Consider the following 12550-nt stretch of genomic DNA (forward strand, 5'->3'; position numbering starts at 1 on the left):
ATCCGATGCGTGTGTGGTTTTTGAGTGCCGGCCTGGCCTTTATGTGCATGGCCCAGAACGCAGCGGCGGGTACAGTCCTGATCGTTGGCGATAGTATCAGCGCGGCTTTCGGCCTGGATACCCGGCAAGGGTGGGTGTCGTTGCTCGAACAACGGCTCAAGGCCGAGGGTTTTGACGATAAAGTGGTCAATGCTTCCATCAGTGGCGACACCAGTGCCGGAGGTCAGGCGCGGCTGCCGGCGCTGCTTGCAGCCCATAAGCCGGACCTGGTAATCCTCGAGCTGGGCGGCAACGATGGCTTGCGCGGACAGCCGCCAACACAATTGCAACAAAACCTTGCAGCGATGATCGACAGCGCCCGCGCCAGCGGTGCCCAGGTGCTTTTGCTGGGCATGCAACTGCCGCCCAATTACGGACGGCGCTACACCGAGGCCTTTACCCGGGTCTACAGCACCCTGGCCGAGGAGAAAAAGGTCCCGCTGGTGCCGTTTTTCCTCAAGGACGTCGGTGGTGTCCCGACCATGATGCAGGGCGACGGATTGCACCCGTCCGTCGCGGCCCAGGGCAAGTTGCTGGAAAATGTCTGGCCGACGCTCAAACCGCTGCTTTGACGCTTTTCTACAGGCGGGCTTTCGGCTAATGTGGCGCCCCCGATTTGGAGCCCCCGATGCCGCGTCCCGCCTGGTCCCTGTTTGCCTACCAACTGATCGAGCCTGACGAGCAGTTGGATCTGTTCGCCTGCCAGGAAGTGCGGGTGCACCTGGTGACCCGGCAGTTGGAACTCGGTGGCTCGGCCGACCGCACCCTCTGTGGCAGCCTGCTGCCGGCCCAACCGCGCTGGTCGAGCGTCGATCGCAAGATTTTCCAGGATCATCGCCTGTGCTCGTTGTGCCGGGCGATCCTGGAGTCCCAGAAACGCGGCACCTCGCCAATCTGGCCGGAGCTGCGGTTCGAGCTGTAATCCCTCAGATTCCCGACATCTCCCACAGGGTTTGTGTCGAACCATCCATATGTGAATGCCTGAAACAATGCAGCGCATCGGACGCCTCTGTACCGCTCTCCCCGAAATAACAAGGGGCAGTGTACAATCGCCGTTTTAATAACCCTGTTCGATCTGCGAAGGATTTCCCGGATGTTGCCGCGCTTGCCTGCCGTCGCCCGCTGCCTGTCTCTTGCCGCCCTGTGTATGGCGGGCCCCGTTGCCGCACTGGAGCTGCCTCTGCCGCCGCCGGGGGAAGACATCGTTGGCCAGGTGCAGGTTATCAAGGCCAAGTACGAAGACACCTTCGCCGACCTGGGCACCACCCATGACCTGGGCTACAACGAGATGGTCGCCGCCAACCCGGGGGTCGATCCCTGGTTGCCGGGCGCCGGCACCGAGATCGTGCTGCCGACTCGCTTCATCCTGCCGCCGGGCCCGCGCGAAGGTATCGTGATCAACCTTGCCGAGTACCGTCTCTACTATTTCCCCAAGGGGCGGAACGTGGTCTACACCTTCCCGCTGGGGATCGGGCGTGAGGGCTGGGGATCGCCGATCGCCCACACCAGCATCGTCGCCAAGACGCCGAACCCGACCTGGACCCCGCCGGCATCGATCAAGGCCGAACACGCCGCCGACGGCGACCCGCTGCCCAATGTCGTGCCCGCCGGCCCGGATAACCCGCTGGGTCCTTTCAAGTTCACCCTGGGCACCCCGGGCTACCTGATCCATGGTTCGAACAAGAAGTTCGGCATCGGCATGCGGACCAGCCACGGTTGCTTCCGGATGTTCAACAACAACGTACTGGAAATGGCCGGCATGGTGCCGGTGGGTACATCGGTGCGGATCATCAACGACCCCTACAAGCTTGGCGTGAGCGGTGGCAAGGTGTATCTGGAAGCTCATACACCGTTGGACGACAATGGCAACCCGTCGGTGGTGGACAAGCACACCGCAGTGATCAACACGATGCTCAAGCGTGAAGACATCACCAGCAACCTGCGCATGAACTGGGACGAGGTGCGGGACGTGGTGGCGGCCGAAGATGGCATGCCGGTGGAAATCGCTGTTCCGAATACCTCGGCGTCGATGGTCATGAGCGCGCCGATCGACTTGCAGCAGTAAACGACGCGACTACAACCCGTCGACGTTTCGCGATGTCGGCGGGTTTTTTATTGCCTGGGAAAACACTGGGCAATAGCTCTCGAATCCAAAAAAAAAGCCGACCCAAAAATGGGTCGGCTCGATAACAATCCCGAAGGATTATTACTTGCGGCTAGCTTTTTCCAGCATGCGCAGAGCACGCTCGTTAGCTTCGTCAGCAGTCTGTTGTGCTTTTTGAGCAGCAGCCAGAGCTTCATCAGCTTTACGGTAAGCTTCGTCTGCACGAGCTTGGGAGCGAGCTGCTGCGTCTTCGGTAGCAGTCAGACGTGCTTCGGTTTCTTTCGATGCGCTGCTGCAACCGGTAGCCAGAACTGCGGCCAGGGCCAGAGCAGAGAATTTCAGAACGTTGTTCATCGTGTTCCCCTTCAAGGACATTCTATTAGTGACTCTCTCCCCAGACTGAGGAGTTAGCCGGCGTACATACTACCCATTACTTGTAGTAAGTAAACTGACGTAGCGCAAGAAGCAAAAAAATTCTAGGCGGTGATTCTTTTTCGGGCAACTTTTCCAAGGGGTGTTTAAAAAATATACAGCCCAAAGCCCTTGGCTGGAGCGCGTCAACGACAAAAAGTTCCGTAGTGACAGAGAACTCCGGCAGCCCTCGCTAACGTCGTTGTTTATTGATTCGCCTACACTTTTGTACATTTTTTGTGCAACGCCCCAGGCATCTTTTATTGGTATTGGCGGTGACTTTAACTACGCGCGCTCGTCTCAAGACTCAACAACTGGCGATGTTCAGCTATTGCACCGTGACCGATTGCAGCGCGACGATGGCGCTCAATCGATAAACCCGAGGAGGTTTACCCCCTTCGATGACAGGCGTGCCTTGAGCATTTACGTCATTGGTGCCTACTATTCACGACGTGCTCGGGTTTGAGCGGATCGGTTTTGGCGCTCGGTGACCAGGAAGGCACGGGGTGGCGTAGATGTTCCTTCGCCGGAAAAACATCGGTAAGGTAGGGGTCGGCATTCAGACCCGCGAGGAGTAGTGATGAGCGAGGCGGTTACCATCCACCATGACCAGGCTGGTCATCAGTTCGAGACCAATGTGGACGGTCATCGTGCCTATCTGACCTATATGGACCTGGGCAAGCAGACCCTGGATATCTATCGCACCTTCGTGCCCAACGCCTTGCGCGGCCGGGGCATCGCGGCGGCGTTGACCGAACGGGCGCTGCAGTACGCCGAAGAAATGGGCTACACGGTGATCCCGTCCTGCTCCTACGTGGAGCGTTACATGGAGCGCCACCAGCGGCACGCGGCGAAACTCTGAGAAAACGGATTCCCAATAAAAACGCCGGACTTTTCAGTCCGGCGTTTTTTTATGCTTTGAGCAGAGCAAAAGATCGCAGGCTTCGCCAGCTCCTACATCCCCGCTCCAAATATATGTAGGAACCGCGTAGGAGCTGTGTAGGAGCTGTCGAGTGCAACGAGGCTGCGATCTTTTTTAACCGCGCTGCCGCTTCGGCAATACATCCTTGAGCTTGGCATGCATGCTGCGCAGCGTATTCTCGGTCGCGCTCCAGTCGATGCAGGCATCGGTGATGGAGACACCGTACTTCAAGTCGGCGAGGTCTTTCGGGATCGCCTGGCAGCCCCAATTCAAGTGACTTTCGACCATCAGGCCGATAATCGACTGGTTGCCTTCCAGGATCTGGTTGGCCACGTTCTCCATCACCAGCGGTTGCAGCGCTGGGTCCTTGTTGGAGTTGGCGTGGCTGCAGTCGACCATGATGTTCGGCTTGATCTTGGCTTTGTTCAGCGCCTGTTCACACAGCGCGACGCTGACCGAATCGTAGTTCGGCTTGCCGTTGCCACCGCGCAACACCACGTGACCGTAGGCGTTGCCCTTGGTGGTGACGATCGACACGCCACCTTCCTGGTTGATGCCCAGGAAACGGTGCGGGCTGGAGACCGATTGCAAGGCGTTGATCGCCACGGTGAGGCCACCGTCGGTGCCGTTCTTGAAGCCCACTGCCGACGACAGGCCGGAGGCCATTTCGCGGTGGGTCTGGGATTCGGTGGTGCGCGCGCCGATGGCCGACCAGCTGATCAGGTCCTGCAGGTATTGCGGCGAGATCGGGTCCAGGGCTTCGGTCGCGGTGGGCAGGCCCATTTCTGCCAGGTCCAGCAGCAACTGGCGACCGATGTGCAAGCCGTCCTGGATCTTGAAGGAGTCGTCCAGGTACGGATCGTTGATCAGGCCTTTCCAGCCGACGGTAGTCCGCGGCTTCTCGAAATACACCCGCATGACCAGGTACAGGGTGTCGGACACTTCCGCGGCCAACACTTTCAGGCGCTCGGCGTACTCGTGGGCGGCCTTGATGTCATGGATCGAGCAGGGCCCGATGACCACGAACAGGCGATGATCGGTGCCGTCCAGGATGTTGCGGATGACTTCGCGGCCCTTGGTCACGGTGCGCAGGGCAGCGTCGCTCAGGGGGATATCGCGCTTGAGCTGGTCAGGCGTGATGAGGGTCTCGTTGGAGGCGACGTTAAGGTCGTTGATCGGTAAATCAGCCATCGTGTTACTCGTCAGGTCACGGGTGCCGGCCGCCAGCGATCCCCGCGCGGCGGTGCACAGCGGATTTTAAGCGCGTCGGGGAGCCGAACCTTAGCGCGTTACGAGGTGGCTCGACAATGGGCTGGTATGGGTTTAATGCCCTATAGACTGGGGAAAAGGCCTTGGAGATGGCTCTACAGCAGATTCGTGAACAGATGTAATGAAGATTGCATGCCATGGCGCTCGCGCTGATAGTGTGCAGGGGCCGTTTACCAGAGGAGTTGCAAAGATGCAGGCAGGCGTTAAACCGCGGATCGGGATGATCGGCACCGGGGCGATCGGTGGGTTCTACGGCGTGATGCTGGCGCGTGCCGGTTTTGACGTGCACTTTCTACTGCGCAGCGAGTTTGCTGCCGTGACCGAAGCCGGCTTGCGAATCGACAGTGCGGTTCACGGTGCGCTGGCCCTCAACCCCGTCCAGGCGTATCGCTCGGCGGCTGACATGCCACCCTGCGACTGGCTGCTGGTCGGCGCCAAGACCACCAGCAATGCCGAACTGGCCCCGGCCATTATCCAGGCTGCCGCTGACGGTGCGAAAATCCTGCTGCTGCAGAACGGCCTGGATGTCGAAGACGATCTTCGACCTTTGCTGCCCGATTCGTTGCACCTGTTAGGGGGGCTGTGCCTGATCTGCGTGCATCGCGTCGGCCCTGGTGTCATTGCCCACCAGGCCCTCGGCGCGGTCAACATCGGTTACCACAGTGGTCCTTGCGCCGATCATGCACAACGCATGGAAATCGTCGAAGAGGCGGCGACGTTGTTCCGCAGCGCCGCTATCGACGCCCAGGCCATGCCTGGCCTGCAACAGGCCCGTTGGCAGAAGTTGGTGTGGAATGTGCCGTACAACGGTCTTTCGGTTCTGTTGGGCGCCAGTACCACGCCGTTGATGGCCAACGACCATAGCCGCGAATTGATCCGGGCACTGATGGAGGAGGTGGTCCGCGGTGCGCAAGCCTGCGGGCATCACATCGCGCCGGGTTATGCCGAGTATCTGTTCACGATGACCGAGAAGATGCCCGACTACTGGCCCAGCATGTACCACGATTATTCCCACAAGCGTGCGCTGGAGCTGGACGCGATCTACGGCCGGCCATTGGCGGCGGCGAAAGCGGCGGGGTGTGAGCTGCCGAAAATCGAAGCCTTGTACCAGGCGTTGGCGTTCGTGGACCGATATAACCGCTGAGCAGGCGAAAGGGGGGAGCGGTATGGCAAACAACATCGACGATAAACTGGTGCTGGCGATTTCGTCGCGGGCGCTGTTCGACCTGAGGGAAAGTCACAAGGTGTACCTGTCGAGTGGCGTCGAAGCCTACCGGCAATACCAGATCGAGCATGAAGACGAAGTGCTTGCCCCCGGTGATGCGTTCGCCCTGGTGCAAAAGCTGCTGAACCTCAACGAGCACCTGGGTCGTGCCCGGGTCGAGGTGATCCTGGTCTCGCGCAACAGTGCCGACACCGGTCTTCGAGTGTTCAACTCGATTCATCATTATGGGCTGGCGATCTCGCGCGCCGCCTTCGTGGGCGGCCGCAGTCCCTACCCGTACCTCAAGGCGTTCGGTTGCGATCTCTTTTTGTCTACCCACGCTGAAGACGTGCGCAGCGCCCTGGACGCCGGCTTTGCCGCCGCGACCATCCTGTCGGGCGGTGCCAGTCGCGCGGCCAGCGAGGAACTGCGCATTGCCTTCGACGGCGATGCCGTGCTGTTTTCCGATGAATCGGAGCGCGTCTATCAGGCCGATGGGTTGGAAGCCTTCCAGGCCAGCGAACGACAGGCCGCCCGCGAGCCGTTGCGAGGCGGGCCGTTCAAGGGGTTCCTGGCGGCGCTCAATGCACTGCAGCGCGAGTTTCCCGAAGACGCCTGCCCCATTCGTACGGCGCTGGTGACGGCCCGTTCGGCACCGGCCCACGAGCGGGTCATCCGGACCTTGCGTGAGTGGGATATTCGCCTGGACGAATCGTTGTTCCTGGGCGGCCTGACCAAATCGGCCTTCCTCGAAGCGTTCGCCGCCGATGTTTTTTTCGATGACCAGACCGGCCATTGCGAACTGGCCCGAGAGGTGGTCGCCACCGGACATGTGCCCCACGGTATCAGTAACGAAATGAAGCCCTGACTGCCTCAGGTCCGGGACGTCAAGCCGCACGTCGCAGTCTCCAAGGCGCTGCTAAGCTGAATCAATCTCCGCCATTTTGGCACGCGAGGAGGTCACATGATTCGTTCGATGCTGTACGCCACAGACCTGGGCCTGTACGCCCCTTATGTGATGCAGCATGCCTTGGCGTTAGCACGGACGTTTGAAGCCGAGTTGTATGTGGTGCATGCGGTAGAACCGATGGGGCTGTTCGCCGAGTCGGTGTTGCAAAGCTATCTCGACGAGCAGGCGCTGAACGAATTTCATCGTCAAGGTCTGAATACGGTGATGGCCAATATCGAACAGCGAGTGCTCGACAGTTTCCGCGAGGAATTGGGAGAGGGGCAGCAGGATTTGCAACTGATCAAGTCGGTCAGGGTGTACCAGGGCGATCCTTCCCAGGTCATCCTGGAGCAGGCTGCGAAACTCTCTGTCGACTTGCTGATCGTAGGCAGTCATTGCCAAGGGGCAAGCGGTGAAACTCCCTTGGGCAGGACCGCTGCACGGGTATTGCAGTTATCCCGGGTGCCGGTCTACCTGGTGCCGCTGGTACAGCGCCGACGCCAGGGAGAGGCTTGAGGCTAAATGGTGGCTTTTATAAAAAGTTCTAGATATATTGTCAAAACCTTTCATATAGTTATATACCGTCGCTGATGCCCGTGGCGTCCAACTGCTTTGAGGGATACATATGAAGCTTCAACAACTGCGCTACATCTGGGAAGTGGCGCACCACGACCTCAACGTTTCCGCTACTGCCCAAAGCCTCTACACGTCGCAACCTGGTATCAGCAAGCAGATCCGCCTGTTGGAAGATGAACTGGGCGTTGAAGTCTTCGCCCGCAGCGGCAAACACCTGACCCGCGTGACCCCGGCCGGCGAGCGTATCATCACCACCGCTGGCGAGATCCTGCGCAAGGTCGAAAGCATCAAGCAGATCGCCCAGGAGTTCTCCAACGAGAAAAAAGGCACCCTGTCGATCGCCACCACGCACACCCAGGCCCGCTATGCGCTGCCGCCGGTGATCAGCAATTTCATCAAGCAGTACCCCGACGTGGCGCTGCACATGCACCAAGGCTCGCCGATGCAGATCGCCGAGATGGCGGCCGACGGCACGGTGGATTTCGCCATTGCCACCGAGGCCCTGGAGTTGTTCGGGGACCTGGTGATGATGCCGTGCTATCGCTGGAACCGCTGCGTGGTCGTGCCCCAGGGCCACCCGTTGACCAAGCTGCCGAAGCTGACCCTCGAAGCCCTGGCCGAATACCCGATCGTGACCTACGTATTCGGTTTCACCGGTCGTTCCAAACTTGACGAAGCCTTCAGCCATCGTGGCCTGACGCCGAAAGTGGTGTTCACCGCCGCCGACGCCGACGTGATCAAGACTTACGTTCGCCTGGGCCTGGGCGTGGGCATCGTCGCGAAGATGGCCGTCGATACCAAGCTCGACAGCGACCTGGTGGTACTGGATGCCAGCGAGCTGTTCGAATCCAGCGTGACCAAGATCGGCTTCCGTCGTGGCACATTCCTGCGCGGCTTCATGTGCGATTTCATCGAGAAATTTGCACCGCACCTGACCCGCGAAGTCATGGCCAAGGCCATCCAATGCCACAACAAGCAAGAACTCGAAGAGTTGTTCGACGGCGTCGAACTACCGGTGCACTAAAGCCCTTCTAGATCGCCTCGGTGACAGCGAACTGTTGCCGGGCGCCCGCTACCACGATCTCCACTTCATCCCCTTCGAACTTGCCCAACAGGCCGCGGCCCAACGGTGAGCGAGGGGTGATGACAGTGATCGGCTGGCCCACCAGCGAGACCTTCAAGCCCGCCGCATCCGGCCCCAGGAAAAGCCATTGCTGGCGACCGTCCTCATCTTCCAGCCCGATCAAGGTGCCGACCTGGATACCGCGCTGCTCGTCGTAAGGCCTTAGTGTCAGGTTCTGGCAGAGGGTCAGGGCCTGGCGGATTTCTTCCACGCGCCTGGCTTGTCCGGCGGCGAGGTAGGAAGCCTCCAGGCCCAGGGTGTCGTACTTGTTCTCGGCGATGTTTTCTTCGTGGGTCGCGGTTTCGTAGGCGGTTTGCGCGGCGCGTTCGGCGATGTCGAGATCAATCTTGAGCTTGTCGAGAATCAACTGGTGGACGGTCTGTTTATTCATGATCATTCGCAGAATTGCAGAACGTTGGCGCGGCTTTTTTCACTGGGCGCATTCTGGTCCTGTTGCAGCCAGAACTGGCACTTGGGGTTGGACAGGTTGCGCGGATTGTTGCGGGCCTGATCGAGCGCCTGGCGCTGCTCGTTCCTTTGCAGGTTCTGCTGGTATTGCTCGAACATCGGCGTAGGCGGCTCCGGGGCCGGTTGCACTGCCGGCGGTTGCGCCAGTTGATGGACGGCGGCGGCCACCGGTGCCAGTTGTTCGTTGAACAGGAATCTGGACAGCAGCCAGCCCGTCAACACGATGGCGAGAAACCCCAGCCACAGGCCCAGGGCAATGCTGAAGGTCAATTGCAAAGCTGTAAGGCGCGAGGGTGTCGAGTGATCGGGCATGGCTGCTTCCTGGCAGAGTCATGGACAGGCGGTGATTGTCGCATGAAGATTAATCGCCGTCGGCTCTTCTGCGTGATCGGTTTATTCGGGACAATCAGGCCTTTGCCACAGGGAGTCGGGAATGACCGTGCGTTGGGATATTTTTTGCACCGTCGTCGATAACTATGGCGATATTGGTGTCACTTGGCGCCTGGCTCGGCAGTTGGTGGCCGAGCATCAATGTGCGGTGCGGCTATGGGTCGACGACCTGCGTGCCTTCGAACGGCTGTGCCCGGAAATCGACGTCACCCTGTCCGAGCAATGGCAACAGGGCGTGCAAGTGCGTCACTGGCCCGGGGAGTGGGCGCCCACCGAAGCCGCCGACGTGGTGATCGCTGCGTTTGCCTGCCAGTTGCCGAGCGCCTACATGGATGCGATGGCCGCGCGCCAGACGACGCCCCTGTGGATGAACCTTGATTATTTGAGCGCCGAGGACTGGGTGATCGGTTGTCACGGCCTGCCGTCGGTCAAATACAAACACGTGCAGAAATATTTCTTTTTCCCCGGCTTCCAGGAAGGAACAGGTGGCCTGCTGCGTGAGGCGGGGCTTTTGGAGCGCCGTCGACAATTCCAGCAGGATGCCGAAGCACAACGAATATTCCTGCAAGGGCTGGGTGTCGAGCGGGCGCCGGATGCCTGCCTGATCTCGCTGTTCGCCTATGAGAACGCCGGGTTGGCGAGCTGGTTTGACGCAATGGCCGCTGATGCCCAAGCGTTTCATGTGCTGGTTCCCGAAGGGCGGGTGCTGGGCGATGTCGAGCGTTGGCTTGGGGTCGACGGCCTGGCGGTCGGTGCGCTACATCGACGCGGCGCACTGACGGTGCAGGTGTTGCCGTTCATCCGCCAGGACCAGTACGACCACCTGCTATGGTGCTGCGAGTTCAACGCCGTGCGCGGCGAAGACTCCTTCGTGCGTGCCCAATGGGCTGGTCGGCCGCTGCTCTGGCATATCTACCAGCAGGAAGAAGACGTCCACCTGGAAAAGCTCGAGGCGTTTCTCAGGCTCTATACCCAGGGGCTTTCTCAGGCGGCGCAAAAAGCGATCAGCGGTCTTTGGCGGGCCTGGAATGCCGGCCAAGACATGAGCGAACATTGGAAAGCCACCCGTGAACAGCAGCAGGAACTGGCCGAACATGCCCAGGCGTGGTGTCTGGAACAGGCCTCGCGAGCCGATCTTGCCGCAGCGCTGGTGAAGTTTTATGTAAATTGGATATGATACGCGGCCTAGATTTTTGTAAATCCCATCCAAATTCGGATATTCGCAATGAAAACTGGTAAAGAACTGAAACCCGGGACCGTGATCCGTCTCGAAAACGATCCTTGGCTGGTTCAGAAAGCTGAGTTCACCAAGTCGGGTCGTAACAGCGCGATCATGAAGACCAAGCTGAAGAACCTGCTGACCGGTTACAAGACCGAGATCGTCTACAGCGCCGACGACAAACTGGACGACGTGATCCTCGACCGCAAAGAAGCGACCCTGTCCTTCATCAGCGGCGACACCTACACGTTCATGGACACCACTGACTACACCATGTACGAGCTGAACGCCGAAGACATCGAAAGCGTTCTGCCGTTCATCGAAGAAGGCATGACCGACGTCTGCGAAGCCGTGTTCTTCGAAGAGCGCCTGGTTTCCGTAGAACTGCCGACCACCATCGTGCGTGTAGTTGACTACACTGAAGGTTCCGCTCGCGGCGACACTTCCGGCAAGGTCATGAAGCCTGCCAAACTGAGCAACGGTACTGAACTGCAAGTTGCTGACTTCATCGAAATCGGTGACAAGATCGAGATCGATACCCGCGAAGGCGGTTCCTACAAAGGCCGCGCTAAATAAGCGAAGCCTTCTGTATGAAAAAGCCCGACCATTGAGTCGGGCTTTTTCATTTCAGGACTGAATACCAGATATCCGTGGCGAGGGAGCTTGCTCCCGCTGGGCCTGTAGGAGCTGTCGAGCGGAGCGAGGCTGCGATCTTTCCCCGGACACTTGAGTCTCAAGCGAAAGATCAAAAGATCGTCCGAACGCGGCCCGAGCCTTCGCCAGCTCCTACACAGCCGAGCGGGAGTAAGCTCCCTCGCCACAAAGGCTGCTCCTGGCTCCGTCACTACTTCAGGTGTTGCTTGAGCTCTTGCGACACCTGCAGCATCGCCGAACGCACCGCCGGCACCTGGCTGACCACGTTGAGCAAGCCATAGTCGTGGATCATGCCGTTGTAGCGTACGGCCGTCACTGGTACACCGGCCGCGTCCAGCTTGCGGGCATAGGCTTCACCCTCATCGCGCAAGACGTCGGCCTCGGCGGTCTGTACCAGCGCGGGCGGCAGACCCTCGAGCTGTGCGGTGCTGGCGCGTAACGGCGAGGCATAGATCTCGCTGCGTTGTCCGGCATCGGTGGTGTAGTTGTCCCAGAACCACTTCATCATGTTTTTACTGAGGAAGTGTCCTTCGGCGAACAGGTTGTAGGACGCCGTCTCGAAGCTGGCATCGGTCACCGGCCACAGCAACGCCTGGAAACGAATCGCCGGGGTGCCTTTGTCCTTGGCCATCAGGGCCACCACCGCCGCCATGTTGCCGCCGACGCTGTTGCCCACCACGGCCAGGCGCTTGCCGTCGACGTTGATCTGTTTGCCGTGTTCGGCCACCCATTTCGTGGCGGCGTAGGCCTGGTTGATCGCCACCGGATAATGCGCCTCGGGTGAGGGCGTGTAGTTGACGAACACCGCGACAGCGCCCGAGCCCGCCACCAGATCCCGAACCAGGCGTTCGTGGGTTGGAAAGTCGCCCAATACCCAGCCACCGCCGTGGAAGAACATGAACACGGGCAGCTCGCCCTTGACCCCAGCCGGGCGAACGATGGTCAGGCTGATTGGCTGGCCATCGACCTGGATGGTTTTCTCGCTGACATCGGCCTTGGGCAAGGTCAGTTTTACCCCCGCCTGGGCCCCCACCAATACGGCGCGGGCGTCTTTGGGCGACAGTTGTTCCAGGGGCTTGCCGGTGCCGGCATTCAGCGCGTCGAGAAACGCCTGGGTGTTGTGTTCGACGATGCCGTCGGCGAAGGCACTGCTGACGCTGAGGGCGAGAAGGGTGGCGGTCAAGGCTTTGCTGAGCGTGTTCATGGGCATCTCCTTAGGTTC

At 59.8% G+C, this 12550-nt stretch carries 15 protein-coding genes; 10 read left to right on the top strand and 5 right to left on the bottom strand.

What is annotated here, in order from left to right:
• Nucleotides 1–5 precede the first annotated feature (5 nt).
• From GFU70_RS08435 to GFU70_RS08445, 3 genes are all read left to right on the top strand, one after another.
• Nucleotides 6–611, top strand: a complete 606-nt coding sequence (locus GFU70_RS08435) for an arylesterase (protein ID WP_058543662.1) — start codon at nt 6–8, stop codon at nt 609–611.
• Nucleotides 612–667: 56 nt separating this feature from the next.
• Nucleotides 668–961 carry a hypothetical protein gene (locus GFU70_RS08440; RefSeq protein ID WP_003199347.1) on the top strand — a complete coding sequence of 98 codons (294 nt, stop codon included), beginning with the start codon at nt 668–670 and terminating at the stop codon, nt 959–961.
• 171 nt (nt 962–1132) lie between these two features.
• Entirely contained in the window at nt 1133–2104 is a 972-nt protein-coding gene (locus tag GFU70_RS08445; protein WP_058543661.1) for a L,D-transpeptidase family protein, read from the top strand.
• Between the two features lie 141 nt (nt 2105–2245).
• Here GFU70_RS08445 and oprI read toward each other — a convergent pair whose 3' ends face one another.
• On the bottom strand, nt 2246–2497 hold the full coding sequence (gene oprI, locus GFU70_RS08450) for an outer membrane lipoprotei OprI (protein WP_003183784.1): 252 nt from the start codon (nt 2495–2497) through the stop codon (nt 2246–2248).
• Between the two features lie 637 nt (nt 2498–3134).
• Here oprI and GFU70_RS08455 point away from each other — a divergent pair.
• Nucleotides 3135–3416: a GNAT family N-acetyltransferase gene (locus GFU70_RS08455; protein WP_053120470.1), complete on the top strand. Its 282-nt coding sequence runs from the start codon at nt 3135–3137 to the stop codon at nt 3414–3416.
• 174 nt (nt 3417–3590) lie between these two features.
• Here GFU70_RS08455 and GFU70_RS08460 read toward each other — a convergent pair whose 3' ends face one another.
• Nucleotides 3591–4667 (bottom strand): 3-deoxy-7-phosphoheptulonate synthase, encoded by a 1077-nt coding sequence (locus tag GFU70_RS08460; RefSeq protein ID WP_058542424.1) that lies wholly within the window; start codon nt 4665–4667, stop codon nt 3591–3593.
• A gap of 268 nt (nt 4668–4935) precedes the next feature.
• On the opposite strand from GFU70_RS08460, the gene GFU70_RS08465 reads away from it, so the two are divergent.
• The 4 genes from GFU70_RS08465 to cysB all read left to right on the top strand — a co-directional run bounded on the left by GFU70_RS08465 (nt 4936) and on the right by cysB (nt 8498).
• Nucleotides 4936–5889, top strand: a complete 954-nt coding sequence (locus GFU70_RS08465) for a putative 2-dehydropantoate 2-reductase (protein ID WP_153387865.1) — start codon at nt 4936–4938, stop codon at nt 5887–5889.
• A 22-nt stretch (nt 5890–5911) separates the two neighbouring features.
• A complete protein-coding gene (locus tag GFU70_RS08470; RefSeq protein ID WP_003199368.1) occupies nt 5912–6817 on the top strand; it encodes a 5'-nucleotidase in 906 nt (301 codons plus the stop codon).
• Between the two features lie 96 nt (nt 6818–6913).
• Complete coding sequence (locus GFU70_RS08475; protein WP_058542426.1) at nt 6914–7414, top strand: universal stress protein; 501 nt, start codon at nt 6914–6916, stop codon at nt 7412–7414.
• 109 nt (nt 7415–7523) lie between these two features.
• Entirely contained in the window at nt 7524–8498 is a 975-nt protein-coding gene (gene cysB, locus GFU70_RS08480) for an HTH-type transcriptional regulator CysB (protein ID WP_003199376.1), read from the top strand.
• 7 nt (nt 8499–8505) lie between these two features.
• Here cysB and GFU70_RS08485 read toward each other — a convergent pair whose 3' ends face one another.
• The gene (locus tag GFU70_RS08485) at nt 8506–8988 is read right to left on the bottom strand and encodes a GreA/GreB family elongation factor (protein ID WP_003199378.1); all 483 of its coding nucleotides are present in this window, start codon (nt 8986–8988) and stop codon (nt 8506–8508) included.
• Nucleotides 8989–8990: 2 nt separating this feature from the next.
• Nucleotides 8991–9377, bottom strand: a complete 387-nt coding sequence (locus GFU70_RS08490; RefSeq protein WP_058542427.1) for a hypothetical protein — start codon at nt 9375–9377, stop codon at nt 8991–8993.
• A gap of 121 nt (nt 9378–9498) precedes the next feature.
• On the opposite strand from GFU70_RS08490, the gene earP reads away from it, so the two are divergent.
• Both earP and GFU70_RS08500 read left to right on the top strand, forming a co-directional pair.
• On the top strand, nt 9499–10632 hold the full coding sequence (gene earP / locus GFU70_RS08495; protein ID WP_058542428.1) for an elongation factor P maturation arginine rhamnosyltransferase EarP: 1134 nt from the start codon (nt 9499–9501) through the stop codon (nt 10630–10632).
• A gap of 48 nt (nt 10633–10680) precedes the next feature.
• Complete coding sequence (locus GFU70_RS08500) at nt 10681–11250, top strand: elongation factor P (RefSeq protein ID WP_018603118.1); 570 nt, start codon at nt 10681–10683, stop codon at nt 11248–11250.
• Nucleotides 11251–11518: 268 nt separating this feature from the next.
• On the opposite strand, the gene GFU70_RS08505 is transcribed toward GFU70_RS08500, so the two are convergent.
• Nucleotides 11519–12532 (bottom strand): alpha/beta hydrolase, encoded by a 1014-nt coding sequence (locus GFU70_RS08505; RefSeq protein WP_153387866.1) that lies wholly within the window; start codon nt 12530–12532, stop codon nt 11519–11521.
• Nucleotides 12533–12550 lie beyond the last annotated feature (18 nt).

Source organism: Pseudomonas brassicacearum (assembly GCF_009601685.2).
Classification (GTDB): domain Bacteria; phylum Pseudomonadota; class Gammaproteobacteria; order Pseudomonadales; family Pseudomonadaceae; genus Aquipseudomonas; species Aquipseudomonas kilonensis_B.

Excerpts from the sequence above, each read along its gene's own strand:
- oprI (WP_003183784.1), bottom strand. The coding sequence starts at position 2,497 with ATGAACAACGTTCTGAAATTCTCTGCTCTGGCCCTGGCCGCAGTTCTG.
- GFU70_RS08435 (WP_058543662.1), top strand. The coding sequence starts at position 6 with ATGCGTGTGTGGTTTTTGAGTGCCGGCCTGGCCTTTATGTGCATGGCC.
- GFU70_RS08445 (WP_058543661.1), top strand. The coding sequence starts at position 1,133 with ATGTTGCCGCGCTTGCCTGCCGTCGCCCGCTGCCTGTCTCTTGCCGCC.
- GFU70_RS08475 (WP_058542426.1), top strand. The coding sequence starts at position 6,914 with ATGATTCGTTCGATGCTGTACGCCACAGACCTGGGCCTGTACGCCCCT.
- GFU70_RS08465 (WP_153387865.1), top strand. The coding sequence starts at position 4,936 with ATGCAGGCAGGCGTTAAACCGCGGATCGGGATGATCGGCACCGGGGCG.
- GFU70_RS08455 (WP_053120470.1), top strand. The coding sequence starts at position 3,135 with ATGAGCGAGGCGGTTACCATCCACCATGACCAGGCTGGTCATCAGTTC.
- GFU70_RS08440 (WP_003199347.1), top strand. The coding sequence starts at position 668 with ATGCCGCGTCCCGCCTGGTCCCTGTTTGCCTACCAACTGATCGAGCCT.
- GFU70_RS08460 (WP_058542424.1), bottom strand. The coding sequence starts at position 4,667 with ATGGCTGATTTACCGATCAACGACCTTAACGTCGCCTCCAACGAGACC.
- GFU70_RS08490 (WP_058542427.1), bottom strand. The coding sequence starts at position 9,377 with ATGCCCGATCACTCGACACCCTCGCGCCTTACAGCTTTGCAATTGACC.
- GFU70_RS08500 (WP_018603118.1), top strand. The coding sequence starts at position 10,681 with ATGAAAACTGGTAAAGAACTGAAACCCGGGACCGTGATCCGTCTCGAA.
- GFU70_RS08470 (WP_003199368.1), top strand. The coding sequence starts at position 5,912 with ATGGCAAACAACATCGACGATAAACTGGTGCTGGCGATTTCGTCGCGG.
- earP (WP_058542428.1), top strand. The coding sequence starts at position 9,499 with ATGACCGTGCGTTGGGATATTTTTTGCACCGTCGTCGATAACTATGGC.
- GFU70_RS08485 (WP_003199378.1), bottom strand. The coding sequence starts at position 8,988 with ATGAATAAACAGACCGTCCACCAGTTGATTCTCGACAAGCTCAAGATT.
- GFU70_RS08505 (WP_153387866.1), bottom strand. The coding sequence starts at position 12,532 with ATGAACACGCTCAGCAAAGCCTTGACCGCCACCCTTCTCGCCCTCAGC.
- cysB (WP_003199376.1), top strand. The coding sequence starts at position 7,524 with ATGAAGCTTCAACAACTGCGCTACATCTGGGAAGTGGCGCACCACGAC.